The 14,664-nt window shown below is 72.4% G+C and carries 12 protein-coding genes and 1 tRNA gene; 9 read left to right on the top strand and 4 right to left on the bottom strand.

The features are described from left to right. The first annotated feature begins 122 nt into the window (after positions 1 to 122). The 7 genes from CP983_RS27275 (at position 123) to CP983_RS27245 (ending at position 6,671) form a co-directional block, all read left to right on the top strand. Complete coding sequence (locus CP983_RS27275) at positions 123 to 1,121, top strand: phosphatase PAP2 family protein (RefSeq protein ID WP_150502397.1); 999 nt, start codon at positions 123 to 125, stop codon at positions 1,119 to 1,121. Further along, on the top strand, positions 1,072 to 2,205 hold the full coding sequence (locus tag CP983_RS27270; RefSeq protein WP_150502395.1) for a PD-(D/E)XK nuclease family protein: 1,134 nt from the start codon (positions 1,072 to 1,074) through the stop codon (positions 2,203 to 2,205). Before CP983_RS27275 ends, CP983_RS27270 begins: the two co-directional genes overlap by 50 nt. Next, positions 2,196 to 3,803 carry a hypothetical protein gene (locus CP983_RS27265; RefSeq protein WP_150502394.1) on the top strand — a complete coding sequence of 536 codons (1,608 nt, stop codon included), beginning with the start codon at positions 2,196 to 2,198 and terminating at the stop codon, positions 3,801 to 3,803. Before CP983_RS27270 ends, CP983_RS27265 begins: the two co-directional genes overlap by 10 nt. After that, positions 3,800 to 5,134, top strand: coding sequence for an AAA domain-containing protein (locus CP983_RS27260; RefSeq protein ID WP_107905582.1), 1,335 nt, complete (start codon positions 3,800 to 3,802; stop codon positions 5,132 to 5,134). The genes CP983_RS27265 and CP983_RS27260 overlap by 4 nt, the downstream gene beginning before the upstream one ends. A 302-nt stretch (positions 5,135 to 5,436) precedes the next feature. Then, on the top strand, positions 5,437 to 5,802 hold the full coding sequence (locus tag CP983_RS27255) for a hypothetical protein (RefSeq protein WP_107905583.1): 366 nt from the start codon (positions 5,437 to 5,439) through the stop codon (positions 5,800 to 5,802). A 139-nt stretch (positions 5,803 to 5,941) separates the two neighbouring features. Continuing rightward, on the top strand, positions 5,942 to 6,607 hold the full coding sequence (locus CP983_RS27250) for a hypothetical protein (RefSeq protein WP_107905584.1): 666 nt from the start codon (positions 5,942 to 5,944) through the stop codon (positions 6,605 to 6,607). Beyond that, a tRNA-Lys gene (locus CP983_RS27245) sits at positions 6,598 to 6,671 on the top strand. Before CP983_RS27250 ends, CP983_RS27245 begins: the two co-directional genes overlap by 10 nt. Positions 6,672 to 6,917: 246 nt before the next feature. On the opposite strand, the gene CP983_RS27240 is transcribed toward CP983_RS27245, so the two are convergent. Next, the gene (locus CP983_RS27240) at positions 6,918 to 8,351 is read right to left on the bottom strand and encodes a M6 family metalloprotease domain-containing protein (RefSeq protein WP_167537768.1); all 1,434 of its coding nucleotides are present in this window, start codon (positions 8,349 to 8,351) and stop codon (positions 6,918 to 6,920) included. Between the two features lie 309 nt (positions 8,352 to 8,660). Here CP983_RS27240 and CP983_RS27235 point away from each other — a divergent pair, with 309 nt between their 5' ends. After that, the gene (locus CP983_RS27235) at positions 8,661 to 10,523 is read left to right on the top strand and encodes a putative bifunctional diguanylate cyclase/phosphodiesterase (protein WP_150502392.1); all 1,863 of its coding nucleotides are present in this window, start codon (positions 8,661 to 8,663) and stop codon (positions 10,521 to 10,523) included. Between the two features lie 15 nt (positions 10,524 to 10,538). On the opposite strand, the gene CP983_RS27230 is transcribed toward CP983_RS27235, so the two are convergent. The 3 genes from CP983_RS27230 to CP983_RS27220 form a co-directional block, all read right to left on the bottom strand. Continuing rightward, entirely contained in the window at positions 10,539 to 11,627 is a 1,089-nt protein-coding gene (locus CP983_RS27230) for an LLM class flavin-dependent oxidoreductase (protein WP_150502390.1), read from the bottom strand. A gap of 270 nt (positions 11,628 to 11,897) precedes the next feature. Further along, the gene (locus CP983_RS27225; protein WP_107905587.1) at positions 11,898 to 12,629 is read right to left on the bottom strand and encodes a maleate cis-trans isomerase family protein; all 732 of its coding nucleotides are present in this window, start codon (positions 12,627 to 12,629) and stop codon (positions 11,898 to 11,900) included. A gap of 10 nt (positions 12,630 to 12,639) precedes the next feature. Further along, positions 12,640 to 13,452 (bottom strand): maleate cis-trans isomerase family protein, encoded by an 813-nt coding sequence (locus CP983_RS27220; protein WP_107906228.1) that lies wholly within the window; start codon positions 13,450 to 13,452, stop codon positions 12,640 to 12,642. A 206-nt stretch (positions 13,453 to 13,658) separates the two neighbouring features. On the opposite strand from CP983_RS27220, the gene CP983_RS27215 reads away from it, so the two are divergent. Beyond that, complete coding sequence (locus CP983_RS27215; protein WP_150502388.1) at positions 13,659 to 14,642, top strand: D-2-hydroxyacid dehydrogenase; 984 nt, start codon at positions 13,659 to 13,661, stop codon at positions 14,640 to 14,642. The last annotated feature ends 22 nt before the right edge of the window (positions 14,643 to 14,664 follow it).

Raw genomic sequence — 14,664 nt, 5'->3', positions numbered from 1 at the left:
AACCCGCCGGGCGATCTCTGCGTCTTGAGGGCCGGGGCGCCCGAAAGGGGCGCGCGCGTACACCGTAAAGTGGTTCGACCGGTCCACCGGGCGCCGTGAGAAAAGAAGGGGGAGGCGATCGGATGCCGCACGCCGACATAGCTGGCGTGGAGGCGACGCCGCGGACCCGCCTGCGCTGGTGGACCGAGCTGCCGCTGATATTGCTGGTCTACGCCTGCTACTCGGCGGGCCGGCTGCTCGCCCGGGGTGATGTCTCCACCGCCGTCGACCACGGCCTGGCGATCCTCGACATCGAGAAGGCCCTGTACCTCAACGCGGAGCACCCCCTCAACCGGCTCTTCACCCGTGAGCCCTGGATCGGCGTCCCGGCCGACTTCTGGTACGCCTCGCTGCACTACCTGATAACGCCGGTACTGCTGGTGTGGCTCTTCAGGTCCCGCACCGTGCACTACCGCGCCGCCCGCACCTGGCTGATGACGTCGACCTTCATAGGTCTGATCGGCTTCACCCTGCTGCCGACCTGCCCGCCCCGGCTGCTCGCCGACGGCCACGGCTTCGTCGACACGATGGCCCAGTACAGCTCCTACGGCTGGTGGGGCGGCGAGGCCAGCGCGCCGAAGGGCCTCGGCGGCATGACGAACCAGTACGCGGCGATGCCGAGCCTGCATGTCGGCTGGGCGCTGTGGTGCGGGGTCATCCTGTGGCGGTTCGGCGGGACCCGCCTGACGAAGGTCGCCGCGGTCGCCTACCCGCTGATCACGACGCTCGTGGTGATGGGCACCGCCAACCACTACTTCCTCGACGCGGCCGCGGGCGCCGCCGTGATGGGCGCCGGCCTGCTGCTGGCGCCGTATGTGATGCGGATCATGGACCGGGCGCGGGCACGGTTCGGACCGGGGGCTACGCCCGTCGCGGCCCCCGCCGGTCCGGCCAGCAGGGGCGCGGGCGCCACCGTCAAGGTGGGCTCCGCCGCCACTTCTTCCTCGATTGTCAGTGGCGGATGCCAGACTTCCGCGGGTGAGCGAATTCCACGGCAGCGCGAGTCCCGGTTCGCATCCGGAGCCGAGCCGAGTGCCTCTCCCCAGGACGCGGGGGACGGCGCTCCGGCACCGGCTCGCTGAGCTGCGCGGTCCCGACGTCCCGGCCAAGGCACTGGACGCGCGCGCCCTGGCCGCCCTCGCCGCCAACCCCGGCTGCAAGCGGCGCGCCATCCTGGACGGCGCCGGGGTGAACAAGGCCGCCCTCGCGGGCGCGTTGGGTTCGCCGTCGGCCTTCGGACAGTCGCAGTTCGCCCTCACACGCGGCAACGCCTTCGAGGCCAAGGTCAAGGCGGACGGCGGCGCGGAGCTGCTGCGCCTGGTGCGCGAGAAGCTGGACCGCGGCGCCGAACCGCCCGCCCACGCACGCGTGCCCGAGCTCACCGCGACCGGCCCCGAGGGCCGCACGGCCCGTACGGCACTGGCCCTGCGCGAGGCCACCGAGGCGCGCGGCGAGTGGACCCTGCTAGACCACCCCATGCTCGCGCTGGACGTCGCCGGCTCGCCCGCCTTCCTGGAGCCGGACGCGGTCGTCGTGCACCCGGACGGCAGCTGGACGGTCGTGGAGATCAAGTCCTTCCCGATGCTGGACGGTTCGGCGGACCCGGCGAAGGTGGGCGCGGCCGCGCGGCAGGCGGCGGTGTACGTGCTGGCGCTTGAGCAGGTCGCAGCCCGGTTGGAATCGGTGCCACGCGTGCGTGAGCGCGTCCTGCTGGTCTGCCCCAAGGACTTCTCCAACCTCCCCACCGCCTCGGCCGTCGACGTCCGCAAGCAGCGCGCGGTGACCGCCCGCCAGCTGGACCGGCTCACCCGCATCGAGGACATCGCCGACGCGCTCCCCGCCGGCACCTGCTTCTCCCCCGAGCTGCCCGCGGCGGACCTGACGGCCGCCGTCGAGTCGGTCCCGGCGACCTATGCGCCCGAGTGCCTGTCCGCCTGCGAGCTGGCCTTCCACTGCCGCGCCCGTTCCCTCGAGTCCGGCGCGGTGACGTCGCTGGGCCGCTCGGTGCGGGCGGAGCTGGGCGGCCTGAGCACGGTCGAGGACGTCCTGTCGGCGGCGCGCGGCGAGTCCGGCGACCCGGACGACCCGGCGGTGGCGGCGCTGCGCAGAGCGGCACGCCTGCGTGCCGAGGCCCTCGGTCAGGAGGCGGTGGCCGGGTGTCGCTGATCTCCACCCTCGCCCGGCTGGAAGCCGTCAGCACCGGTCGCGCCCAGCCCGCCGCGACCGTCCGCCACCGGCATCTCTCCCAGCGCCCGCTCGTGTTCGTGCCCCTCACCACCGCCGGTGAGGCCGGTGCCCCGCTCGGCGCGCTGGTCGGCACCGACCGGGACGCCCCGCACCTGCTGGTCGTACCGCAGCCGCGCGACCGGGACCTCAGGTTCGCGTTCCTGTCCGAGCTGGCGGACGTCGTCCTGCCGTACATCGACTCCTTCGCCGAGGACGTGGAGGCGGCCGAGCGCAACGAGACCGATCCGGAGACCGGCAAGCGGGTCAAGGTCGAGGTCGAACTGTGCGCGGACGCCCCGCAGTTGATCATGCCGAGCCGCGCGGGTGCCGACTTCGTACGGCTGCTTGGCCGCTCGATGCGTTTTCGGCGTACGGCCGAGCAGGACCCGGAGGCCCCTTATCCGGCGCCGCCGCGCGTGCCGCTGCTCGGCCGCTGGCTGACCCACTTCGGCGAGCGGGCCCGCGTGCCCGGCTCCTCGCTGCTGCCGGCCATGACGGACCTGCTGTCCCGGCACTGGGCGACCGGCCAGTCCACGCTGGAGGACCAGCACCTGGGCGCGCTGCTCGCCTGGATCGACCCTCCCGAGGGCGAGACGGGCGCCGAGGCGGCTCTGCGCGCGGAGCTCGCGCGGGACCGGGACGGCCAGCTGCTGTGCCCGCCGGCGGGTCCCGCCACCGACCCGGCGTTCGACAACAAGCTGCTCGCCCCCGCGATCGAGCGCTACGACCGCGCCCGCACCGCCCTCGCCGCCTCCGAGGACGGACTGGAGGCCGACGACCGGCTCGGGCACCTCACCGCCGCCGAGCGGGAGATCCGCGCCCTGGTGGCGAGCCGGACCCGGCCCACCTGGGACGCGGTGTGGCGGGGCCTGGACCTGCTGCGGGAGCTGCCCGTGGCCGGGCGGGTGGAGGAGCGGTGGACCCGCGACCGCTGGTCGTTCACCGGCCACCGGGACCGGGTCGTCGCCGGTGAGCCGCCGCAGCCGCGCCGCGACGACGCCGTCACCGCCGCGAACAAGCTCGCCGCGCGGGAGCGGGAGCAGGCCCGTCTCGAGGCCCAGGAGGCGCTGGACGATCCGCTGGTGATGGCGGGGCGGCGGCTGGCCGGGGAGGCGTTCGCGGGCGAGGTCACCGACGTGGTGATGGCGTACAGCGAGGGCAAGCGGCCGAGCCCGCGGCCCCTGGTCACCGTCCGCACGGACGACCGGCCGCATCTGGGCGAGCGGGTCAAGGTGTTCCGCTCCCTGGGCGGCAAGCCCCAGTCGGCGGAGTTCGTCGGCCACGAGGAGGCCCTCGACGAGGACGGCGGGGCGCTGCTGGTGCTGCGCGTGCTGGACAAGATGGGCCGTGGCAAGGAGCCGGAGGAGGGGTCGGTGCCGCAGAAGGGCGACCTGGTCTGCTTCACGCTGTTCGAGCACGAGCAGCGGGGCGGCGCGAAGCTGCCCGAGCCGGAGCAGACACCGTGGACGCACGGCGGGCCGCCCGGGGAGCAGGAGTCCGAGGCCGCAGATCCGCTCACCCAGGAGGACGTGCTGTGACCGCCGTGTTCGACCCCGGTGCCGCGGCGTCCGCTGCCACAGACGCGATCCTGCACAACACCCTGCACAGCGAGGCGCGCGGGGTCGTGGTGGACTCCCCGCCCGGTGCCGGCAAGTCCACGCTCGTCGTCCGCGCGGCCCTGGAACTGGCGGACGCCGGGCGCCCGCTGATGGTCGTCGCGCAGACCAACGCGCAGGTCGACGACCTGGTGCTCAGGCTCGCCGAGAAGGACCCCGAGCTGCCGGTGGGCCGCCTGCACAGCAGCGATTCCGACCCGTACGACAAGGCGCTCGACGACCTGCCGAACGTACGCAAGTCGGCGAAGGCGGCCGATCTCGCGGGCCTGGCGGTGGTCCTGTCCACGGCTGCCAAGTGGGCGCACGTGAAGGTCGAGGAGCCCTGGCGGCACGCGATCGTCGACGAGGCGTACCAGATGCGCTCGGACTCGCTGCTCGCCGTGGCCGGGCTGTTCGAGCGGGCGCTGTTCGTGGGCGACCCGGGGCAGCTGGACCCGTTCGCGATCGTGGGCAGCGAGCAGTGGGCGGGCCTGTCGTACGACCCCTCGGCCTCGGCGGTGACGACCCTGTTGGCCCACAACCCGGACCTGCCGCAGCACCGCCTGCCGGTGTCCTGGCGGCTCCCCGCCTCGGCCGCGCCCCTGGTCTCCGACGCGTTCTACCCCTACACGCCGTTCCGCAGCGGCACCGGCCACGACGACCGCCGGCTCACCTTCGCGGTCCCCTCGGACGGCTCGGGCCCCGACCGGGTGATCGACGAGGCCGCGGAGTCGGGCTGGGGGCTGCTGGAACTGCCCGCCCGGCACACCCCGCGCACGGATCCCGAGGCGGTGCGGGCGGTGGCGACGGTCGTACGGCGTCTGCTGGACCGAGGCGGCGCGGCCACGTCCGAGCGCTCGCCCGACGCCGCGCCCCTGACCGCCGACCGGATCGCGGTCGGCACGGCCCACCGGGACCAGGCGGCGGGGGTCCGGGCGGCCCTGGCCGAGCTGGGCGTGACGGACGTCACCGTCGACACCGCGAATCGTCTCCAGGGCCGCGAGTACGACGTGACGGTGGTCCTCCACCCGCTCTCCGGCCGCCCCGACGCCACCGCCTTCCACCTGGAGACGGGCCGCCTGTGCGTCCTCGCCTCCCGCCACCGGCACGCGTGCATCGTGGTGTGCCGAGCAGGCGTGAGCGACCTCCTGGACGACTACCCGTCGACGGAGCCGGTGCAGCTGGGGACGCTGGTGAAGTTCCCGGACGGTTGGGAGGCGAATCACGCGGTGCTCGCACGGCTGGCGGAACATCGGGTGGTCTGGCGGCCATGAAACGAGCATCACCCGCACGACCCGGCACCGACCTGACCCGCCCATCCCGGACGGAGTCCGGCACGCCGCCGGAGGCGGCCATTGGATGCAGCCCCGACGGCTGGGAGGCGAATCACGCGGTGCTTGCACGGCTGGCGGAACATCGGGTGGTCTGGCGGCCTTGAAGCCCCTGGAAGGACGGCAACCCCATTGACCTGTCCCGACGCCCTCTTGCGCGGGCGCGGGACAATGGACGGTGGACCGGTTCACAGCCGGGTCGCCGGGGACCGACGAGATCGGTGACGTACGAGGAGGACAAAGACATGGCGGAGCCCACGCCGCGTCGGAACGAACCGCGGCTACGCCCCGCGCCCCTGCTCTTCGAGCCCACGCAGGTGGCCGCCGACCCTGAGCACTTCTTCGACCTGGAGTCGATGGACGACCCCCGGGCGCTGCTCGCGCGGGCGACCGAGCTGACGCAGGCGTTCCGGGCGGCCACGGACCGCGCGGTGGAGTTCCAGGCCATCGCGGCGGCCCAGCTCGCCGACCCCCGGCGGTTCGACCGGCTGACGCCCGCCGACATCGCCGAGCGGGCCGAGTGGACCGAGGACTACGCCAAGAAGATGGTGGAGTTCGGCCGGGATCTGATGCGTGGCGTCGAAGGGGCGGGGCACGTCGACCCGGTGTGACCGGCCTGGCCGGTGCGCTCACCCACCGCCACCCTTTGGCATATGCCAGGCGGGCAAGATACCCGCTGTCACCCGCCCCTGTCCGGCTTTTCGGCAACCCTGTGAGACCACATGCTCACGCCAGGTAGATCTATGCGTCATGAGCAGCACACGGGACGACCTCTTCTCGGACGCCGGGTTCCACGCCACCGGGGTCGACGCCGCAGCACGTATCACCCCCGAGGGCGTCGCCTGGCTCGCCTCGGCAGGAACGTATCCGCGCAGCACGCTCGCCCTCTGGGAGGAGCGCCCCTCGGCCCCGGTGGTCCTGCCCTGCGGCTCCGTCTTCGACATCGTCAGCGCGCCCGCGCTCTTCGGGCGCCGGATGCTCGACCGGCTGTGGGACGGGGGGCCGGGTTCGGGGCCGGTGGCCGTCTATCGCGGACGGATCCTGATGTTCGCCGCGCCGGGCACCGCCCAGCGGCTGCCCTCGCTGCTGCGCTGGGAGGAATTCGGCCGCACGGACGGGATGCCGCCGCTCCTGTGCCATGGCACGGGCGACGCGGTCACGGTGCCCGCGCCGGCCGATCCGGAGGGGCCGGACATGCCCCTTCCGGACCTGGACGTACCGGACGTGGACCTGCCGCTCCTGGCCCCCTCCGGCTCCCGCTGGCTGGTCGCGCCGGACACCCGTAATCCCTGGTTGCCGGGGCCCGAGGTACTGCTCTGGGCAGCCGTGCGAGCGGCCCGCGCCGCCGTTCGGATATCGATTTTTCCCCACCCCGATCAGGGTGCTAAGGTCTACGACGTCAGCAGGCGCCGCTAGCTCAGTTGGTTAGAGCAGCTGACTCTTAATCAGCGGGTCCGGGGTTCGAGTCCCTGGCGGCGCACAGACAGTGAAAGCCCTTCGCAACTGCGGGGGGCTTTCGCATTTTCGCCGGGTCTTGCGGGGTCGGCTGGGGGTCCGGGGGCCCGCGGCGGAGCCGCCGATTTCACAGCCCCCGGAAGATGCAGCATCAGCGGGTCCGGGGTTCGAGTCCCTGGCGGCGCACAGACAGTGAAGGCCCCTCGTGAGAACGAGGGGCCTTTCGCATTTCCGGTTGTGGCCGACCGGCACCACCGCTACCCCACCACCGCTACCCCACCGCCCGCGCCCCACCCGCCGTAGTGATCTTCACCGTCCACGCCCCGGAAGCCGTTCGGCTCTCCACCTCCACGCGGACTCCCTCCCCCGGCACCGTGAAGCTTTCGCCCAGGGCGACCGGGGCGTCCGCGAGCGGGGGATACACCGACTCCTCCCAGCAGGCCTCGCTGTGGGGATGGGCGTCGATCACCTGGACCGGACCACTGCCGGACTCGGTCCGGCTGCGTACCCGGTACACCAGCACCCCTTGCCGGCAGGTCTCCACGTCGTTGCCCACCGGGCCGCGCACCTCGAAGGCGAGGGCGCTCTCGGCGCCGGTGCGGACGACGGCGAGCTTGGTGCCGTGGCCCAGCCCGAATCCCGGGACGGTGCCGTAGGAGGAGTTGGACGGAACGTAGGAGGAGCCGGACGGGTCGGAGGAGCCGTCCGTGCCGAAGACGCTGTCCGCCCCGGCCGCACCCGTCCGCGGCGGAGCCCCCGGCCCCGCCGACAGCGGCTCCAGCGTCAGCCGGACGGCCCCGGCGCCGCCGCCCTGCACGCACACCACCTGCCGCGGCTCCAGCCAGCCGAGCTTCCACTTGTGCCAGCCGAACAGGTCGGGGGACATGCCGAACTGGCTGCCCATGAGGTCCCAGTCGCCGACGTAGGTGTCCCAGTCGCCCTTGCCGTCCACCGGACGGTGGTACAGGTCGGGCAGGTCGAAGACATGGCCGGTCTCGTGCGCGAGGACCAGCCGGTCCGGCGGATGGTTCTCGAACACCGTGACGACGCGCCGGATGTCCGTACCGTCGGCCCGCAGCGGCGTCTCCAGGTTGACGACCTTCGTGGCGTCCGAGTCGACGCCGGGCGCGTCCGGATCGGCGACGAAGTACACGAGGTCGTAGCGGGAGAAGTCCACCTGCCGGTCCGCCACCGCGAGGGCGTCCCGCAGATAGGCGGCCCGGTCGGCGACACGCCAGTCACGCTGTATGGCGTACGCCGTCGACGGACGCGGCATCCGCAGCCAGTGCCGCAGCGGATGCGGGCGCAGGGTGAATCTGCCGTAGGAGGCACGTTCGAAGAAGCGGGTGGTGGCCGGGAAGTGGTCTGCCGTCAGTTCGGCGGGGGTCGTCAGGGGGGCCGCGTCCGGGAAGGACAGGAACACCATGACCGCGTCGAGCTTGCGGGCCGGACGCGGATAGGCGGCGTTCCAGGTGTCCAGGCCCTCCGAGTGGTGGGCGTCGGTGCGCTGCAGGGCGCAGGGTGCCGCGTCGAACGGTTCCGCGACCGACGGGCCGACGACGAGGGAGGTCGCGGCGAGCGCCGACATCGTGGTGAACACGGCGGCGGCACTGCGCAGTCGGGGCCTGTCCCGCAGCAGACCCATCCCACGGAGCAGGGGGTTCTGACGCGGCACGTGGACCTCCGGATGCGGTTCGCGGGACACCGCATCCAGCCTGTGTGGGATTGTCGTACTACGTCCTGTTGTGCTGCACCGGACGGGTGAGCGGCCCGCGCGCTCCGTGGAATCGACACCCCCGAATCGCTCACGGAACGTCACAAGTGGTCGAGGGCTCGAAGAAGCCGTCCAGGTGCGAGCAGAAACGATCTGTCGGATGCGCGCGTTGCGCGGGAACACTGGACAGTAGGTGGAAGGGCCGGAGACCAGCCTCTATGATCGGCACACTTTCCTGACACTTTTCCTGCACGGACACGGCCCGGCGGCCGTCCCCCATCCACCCGGCCGACCATTCCGATGAGACCCATCCGAAGATCGAGTGCACTGCGGGAGCGAGCGGTGAGCGGAACGTCCGAAGGGCCGACGCCCGCGGCAGACCTCATCGGGCCGGCCGTCACAGAGAGTAATGCCCTGCCATCCCCTGGTACGGGGGGACCGCCCTACTGGTCGGCCTTCTCGGCCGCACCCCTGGCCATGGCCGTGGTCGACCGCGACGGCATGGTGGCCGGCGCCAATTCCACCTTCGCCGAACTGCTCGGCAGGCCCGCCCAGGAGCTGACCGGCACCGCCGCCGCCGACCTGGTCGACCTCGCCTCCGACACCAGGACCTGGCACACGTACCGCGAGGTGCTGCGCGGCCGGCAGGCCGAACTGCTCTGCACGCGCCGCCTCAAACACCCGGAGGGCCACTTCCTGTGGGCCCGGGTCACGGTCGCACCGCTGCCCGGCGACGAGTCCGGCGGCGTCCTGCTCTCCGTCACCGACATCAGTGCTCACCGCGAACTCCAGGCGCGCGTACGGCACTTGCAGATGCACGACCCGGTGACCCGGCTGCCCAACCGCACGCTGTTCTTCGAGCGGCTGACCGCGGCGCTGGAGGTCGAGTCGTACGACGAGAGCGGCACCACGGGCCGAATCGGCCTGTGCTACCTGGACCTTGACGGCTTCAAGGCGATCAACGACACCCTCGGCAACCGCGTCGGCGACAAGCTGCTGGCGGCCGTGGCCGAGCGGCTCACGCACTGCGCCGAGCAGGCCGGGTATGCCCGGTCCAGCCCGCCGCTGGTGGCCCGGCTCGGCGGGGACGAGTTCGCGCTGCTCGTCGAGGACTCGACCGGCACCGAGCAACTGGCCGACCTGGCCGAGTCGTTGCTGGAGACGCTGCGCGAGCCCTTCGACCTGTCCGGCCGCCGTCTGTCGGTGTCGGCGTCGATCGGTGTCGTGGAGCGTCACGCGGCCGGCACCACTCCGACCGCGCTGATGCAGGCCGCCGACACCACGCTGTACTGGGCGAAGGCCGACGGCAAGGACCGCTGGACGCTGTTCGACCCCGAGCGCAACGCCCACCTCATCACCCGCCAGGCACTCGCCGCCACGCTTCGCGCGGCCATCGACCGCGGTGAGTTCGCCCTGGAGTACCAGCCGTTGGTGGGCATGGAGGACGGCCGGCTGCGCGGCGTCGAGGCGCTTGTCCGATGGAACCATCCTCAGTTCGGCGTACTGGCGCCGAATCGGTTCATCGGACTGGCGGAGGAGGACGGCTCGATCGTGCCGCTGGGCCGTTGGGTCCTGGCGACCGCCTGCCGCCAGGCCCGCGCCTGGCAGATGGCGCACCCGGACGAGCCGCCGATCTTCGTGAGCGTGAACGTCGCCGTGCGCCAGGTGTGGGACTCCGACCTGGTGTCGGACGTGGCGCGGATCCTGGAGGAGACCGAACTCGCCCCGCATCTGCTCCAGTTGGAGCTGACCGAGTCGGCGGTGATGGGTTCGTCGGGCAGGCCCCTCCAGGACCTCCAGGCGCTCAGCGACATGGGTGTGCGCATCGCCATCGACGACTTCGGCACCGGCTACTCGAACCTGGCGTACCTGAGCCGGCTGCCGGTCTCGGTCCTGAAGCTGGACGGCTCGTTCGTACGGGGCTTCCAGTACGAGAGCGAGAACAGCGCCGCCGTCCCGCCGAACCCGGCCGACGAGGTCGTGGTCGAGGCGATGATCCAGCTCGCCCACCGGCTGGGGCTGACGGTCACCGCGGAGTGCGTTGAGACGATGGCGCAGGCTTCACGGCTGCGCCGGATCGGCTGCGACACCGGCCAGGGGTGGCTGTACTCGCGGCCGGTGTCGCCGGATCGTATCTCCGAGCTGATGGGTGCCCGCGTCTGACGCGTGCGGGTCCGGTCAGGCGGCCGGCAACCCGTAGGCGTCCGCGATGAGTTCGTAGGAGCGCAGGCGTACGTCCATGCCGGGCGCGTTGCTCGTGATCATCAACTCGTCGGCGCCGGTGCGCTTCTGGAGGTCGTCGAGGCCGGCCCTCACCTCGTCGGGGGTGCCGTGGACGACGTTGGCGTTCCAGGTCTCGACGAACTCGCGCTCCATCGGGCTGAACTCGTACGCCTCGGCCTCCTCCGGGCTCGGTATGAGGCCGGGGCGTCCGGTGCGCAGGCGGACCATGCCGAGGGCGGCGGCCCGTACCTGACGGCGGGCCTCCTTCTCCTCGTCGGTGGCCAGGGCGGAGACGCCGATGAGGGCGTAGGGCCGGTCGAGGACGGCGGAGGGCCGGAAGGACTCGCGGTACAGGTCCAGGGCCGGGATCGTGTTGCGGGCCGAGAAGTGGTGCGCGAAGGCGAACGGCAGGCCGAGGACGGCGGCCAGGCGGGCGCTGAAGCCGGAGGAGCCCAGCAGCCAGACCGGCGGGCGGTGCGGGGACTGGACGCCGCCGGGCGAGGTCGCCTGGACCGGGCCGGGCACGGCGTGGATACGGCGGTAGGGGTGGCCGTCGGGGAAGTCGTCGTCGAGGAAGCGGGTGAGCTCGGCCAGCTGCTCGGGGAAGTCGTCGGCGCCCTCGTTCAGGTGGTCGGTGCGGCGCAGGGCGGCGGCGGTGGCGCCGTCCGTGCCGGGGGCGCGGCCGAGGCCGAGGTCGATCCGGCCGGGGGCCAGGGCCTCCAGGGTGCCGAACTGCTCCGCGATGACCAGCGGGGCGTGGTTCGGGAGCATCACGCCGCCGGAGCCGAGGCGGATGCGGTTCGTGTGGGCAGCGAGGTGGGCGAGGATCACCGCCGGTGAGGAGGATGCGACGCCGGGCATGGAGTGGTGCTCGGCGACCCAGAAGCGGTGGAAGCCGCGGGACTCCGCGAGGCGGGCGAGGTCGACGCTGGTGCGGAGGGCGTCGGTGGCGGTGTGGCCGGCGCTGACCGTGACCAGGTCCAGTACGGAGAGGGGGACGGGGGCGGTGCCCTGTGCCTCGCCTCGGGTCTCGTCTGCCGTCACCGGTGCCTCCTGCCGTTTTGCCGTGCGGTGTACGTCAGCCGTTAACAGGAGGCCGTCTCCGGTTTATTCCTTCGCCCCCGCCGCCCCTACCCGTCCCGTCCCCCGGGGGCTGCCGCCCCCGGACCCCCGCTTCGGCCTGAAGGGCCTCGTCCTCAAACGCCGGACGGGCTGAAAAGACTGCGGACCGGCCCGCCGTCACACACCGGACGGACGAGAAAGACCCGCGGACGGGCTGAAAAGAATGCGGACCGGCTGAACGCGGCGTCCCTGCTACACCTGCACGATCGGCTCCCGGGTGAACAGTTCTCCCAGTGCCGGGGCGTTCACTCGGCGGTCTGTGAGGCGTAGGGCCTCCCATACCGTGACCTGGTTGGCGGTGAGGACCGGTTTGCCCAGTTCGTTCTCCAGGGCCTGGATGTGGGCGGCCGTGTGCAGGGCGGTGTCCGGGAGGAGGACCGCCTCGGCGTCGGCCGTGTCCGCCTCCTTGGCCAGTGCGAAGACCTCGGCCTCGCCCCAGGTCCCGACCTCCGCGGCCGTGATGATCCCGGAGCCGCGCACCGCCGTGACCTCGGCGCCCGCGTCGGTGAGGAAGCGGGCGAACAGCGCGGCCACGTCGTCCGGGTACGTCGCCCCGATCGCCACCCTGCGCACGCCCAGCTCCTGTACCGCGTGCGCGAAGGCGAAGGACGTCGAGGAGGCCGGCATGCCCGCCGCGACGGCGAGGCCGCGCACCTGCTCGTGGGCGCCCTTCCAGCCGTAGACGAAGCTGCCGCTGGTGCACGCCCACACCACCGCCTCGGCGCCGGTCAGCCGCAGCGCCTCCACGCCCGCCGCGAGGCGCTCGGCGGAGCCCATCCGCAGCAGGGCGTCCACCCGGTGCGCGTCCTCGCCGATGTCGGTGTGCACCAGGTCGATCCGGATGTCGCTGGCGAGCAGCTGCTCGATGCGCGGATAGTCGTCCTCGGCGGAGTGGCCCGGGTAGAGAAATCCGAGTGCGGTCATGTCAGCCTTTCTACTGCTGTTCCTGCTCGGGAACATCCGGCACGTCCGGGAGCACGGGCCCGCTCGGGGTCGCCGGATCGATCCTCGCCGCCGGGTCGATCAGCGCCTGATAAGGCCCCACCGCGCGAGTACCCAGCCTGCGCAGCGCAGCCCACATCGTCACCTGGTTGGCCGAGAGAACCGGGATGCGCAGCTCCGCCTCCAGTTGGGGGATCACGTCGTAGGTCGGCAGATTGGTGCAGCTGATGAACAGCGCGTCGACCCGGCGGCGGCCGACGGCCCTGCGTGCCATGCCGGCCACGTCGCGGTAGGGCACCTTCCAGATGTGCCGGGTCAGCCCCATGAAGGCGCATCCGGTGACCGCGACGCCCGCCTCGGCCACGTACTGCTCCAGCGCCCGGGTCACCGACACGGTGTACGGCGTCACCAGCGCCACCCGCCGCACCCCGAGCTCGGTCAGTGCCTCCAGCAGCGCACCCGACGTGGTGACCGACGGCACCGCGCCGGCCCGGGTCATCGCCTCGCACATGGCACGCTCGCCGGCGATGCCGCCGACGAAACTGCCGGACGTACAGGCGTAGGCGACCACCTCGGGGGCGATCGCGGTCAGGGTATGGACGCCGTCGCTGAGCGTCTCGTGCTCACTGACCAGACGGGCCAGATCCAGGCTGACCTCGACCGGGACGTACGGCGTCCGGGTCAGGTGCAGCGAGACCTCGTCCGGGACCCAGCGCCACAGTTCGCGGTCCAGGGCGAAGTCGAAGGGGGCGACGACTCCGACACCGCGCTGCGGGCGGGGGCCGCCGAGGAAGGAGATGTCCATGGCGTCCATGGCTGGCACCGCCCTCACTACGAGATACGGGTGAGCAACGGACCGTACGTACGCCCGTGTTGACGAAGGTAGGTTCGGGTGCGAGCGTGGTCAAACCTCGCATGTCAGACGGCCATCCCTTCCAGTAAAACTCCGAGAAACGGCCCCCGCACACCCCCGGGCGCAGCCCTCGCACACCTCTGGAGAAGCGACCCCGAATGACCTCACCCGCCCCCGGCCCCTCCCCCGCCTCCGGCGCGCCGCCCACGCTCCTGGTCCTCGACGCCGAGCCCCTGCCCCGCCTCGGCCGCCTCACCGGTCGCGCCCGGGTCGAGCACGCGGACGAGTCGACCCTCGCGCAGCGGCTCCCGCACGCCGACGTCCTGCTGGTCTGGGACTTCACCTCGCACGCCGTGCGCCACGCCTGGCCCGGCGAGGGCCCGCGGCCGCGCTGGGTGCACACGGCGAGCGCGGGCGTGGACCACCTGATGTGCCAGGAGCTCACCGACTCCGACACGGTGGTCACCAACGCGCGCGGGATCTTCGACCAGCCGATCGCCGAGTACGTCGCCGCGCTGGTGCTGGCGATGGCGAAGGACCTGCCGCGGACCCTGGACTTCCAGCGCGCCCGGCAGTGGCGGCACCGCGAGGGGCAGCGCGTGGCGGGCACCCGTGCGTGCGTGGTCGGTTCCGGTCCCATCGGCCGCACGATCGCCCGCACGCTCAAGGCCCTCGACGTCACGACCGCGCTGGTCGGCCGGGTGCCGCGCACCGGCATCCACGGTCCCGACGATCTCGACCGGCTGATGTCCCGCGCCGACTGGGTGATCGCGGCCGCGCCGCTGACCGAGCAGACGCACGGCATGTTCGACCTGCGGCGCTTCGGTGTCATGCAGCCCTCGGCCCGGTTCATCAACGTCGGGCGGGGGCAGCTGGTGGTGGAGGAGGCGCTGGCCGAGGCCCTCGACAAGCGCTGGATCGCGGGGGCCGCCCTCGATGTGTTCGAGGACGAACCCCTCACCCCGGACAGCCCGTTGTGGCAGTTGCCGGGCCTGATCGTCTCCCCGCACATGAGCGGGGACACCATCGGCTGGCGGGATGAACTCGGGCGTCAGTTCGTGGAGTTGTACGAGCGGTGGGAGGCGGGCAGACCACTGCTGAACGTGGTCGACAAACAGCGCGGGTACGTACCCGGACGCTGACGTCAACGGCTGGAGGGCGCCC

It is taken from the genome of Streptomyces chartreusis, from assembly GCF_008704715.1.
Lineage (GTDB): Bacteria > Actinomycetota > Actinomycetes > Streptomycetales > Streptomycetaceae > Streptomyces > Streptomyces chartreusis.
Note: the sequence above shows the minus strand (reverse complement) of the source record. Positions and strands in the feature narration are given on the sequence as shown.

Coding starts and splice junctions, on each gene's coding strand:
- CP983_RS27275 (WP_150502397.1), top strand. CDS start 123: ATGCCGCACGCCGACATAGCTGGCGTGGAGGCGACGCCGCGGACCCGC.
- CP983_RS27220 (WP_107906228.1), bottom strand. CDS start 13,452: ATGGACATCTCCTTCCTCGGCGGCCCCCGCCCGCAGCGCGGTGTCGGA.
- CP983_RS27225 (WP_107905587.1), bottom strand. CDS start 12,629: ATGACCGCACTCGGATTTCTCTACCCGGGCCACTCCGCCGAGGACGAC.
- CP983_RS27215 (WP_150502388.1), top strand. CDS start 13,659: ATGACCTCACCCGCCCCCGGCCCCTCCCCCGCCTCCGGCGCGCCGCCC.
- CP983_RS27255 (WP_107905583.1), top strand. CDS start 5,437: ATGGCGGAGCCCACGCCGCGTCGGAACGAACCGCGGCTACGCCCCGCG.
- CP983_RS27250 (WP_107905584.1), top strand. CDS start 5,942: ATGAGCAGCACACGGGACGACCTCTTCTCGGACGCCGGGTTCCACGCC.
- CP983_RS27235 (WP_150502392.1), top strand. CDS start 8,661: ATGAGACCCATCCGAAGATCGAGTGCACTGCGGGAGCGAGCGGTGAGC.